The organism is Nitratireductor sp. CH_MIT9313-5 (assembly GCF_037029545.1).
Taxonomy (GTDB): domain Bacteria; phylum Pseudomonadota; class Alphaproteobacteria; order Rhizobiales; family Rhizobiaceae; genus Chelativorans.
Window position 1 is genome coordinate 1 of record NZ_JAYMER010000018.1, and the last position, 500, is coordinate 500.

1 protein-coding gene is annotated in these 500 nt (G+C 57.8%); it reads left to right on the plus strand.

Annotated elements, in window-relative coordinates; all coding sequences use genetic code 11:
- Window positions 1–500, plus strand: a 500-nt coding sequence (locus tag WA367_RS15365; protein ID WP_336057660.1) for a glutaredoxin, incomplete at both ends; no start/stop codon positions are given.

Sequence of the window (500 nt, forward strand, 5' to 3'; positions counted from 1 at the left end):
GGTTACACGGTGCAGGACCACCATCTGACGACGCGCGAAGAGACGGACCGCTTCAAGAAGGAGCACGGGGTGGAAACCACGCCGCAAACCTTCATCGATGGCCGTCGCATCGGAGGGCATGATGATCTGCTTGCTCATTTCGGCAAGGAGGTCCCGTCGGAGGATGAGACCAGCTATGTGCCCGTGATCGCGATCTTCACCATGGCTCTGCTCATGGGGCTGGCGGTGAGCTGGTACATGTTCGGAAACATCTTCACCTTTCGCGCCTTCGAATGGTTCATAGCCTTCGCCATGACGCTTCTGGCCGTGCAGAAGCTCCAGGATATCGAGGGCTTTTCCACGATGTTCCTGAACTACGACCTGCTCGCACAAAGATGGGTCCGCTACGGCTATGTCTATCCATTTGGAGAGGCGCTGGCGGGCATTCTCATGATCGCAGGTGCGTTGATGTGGGTCGCGGTGCCAGTGGCACTATTCATCGGCACGATCGGCGCGATATC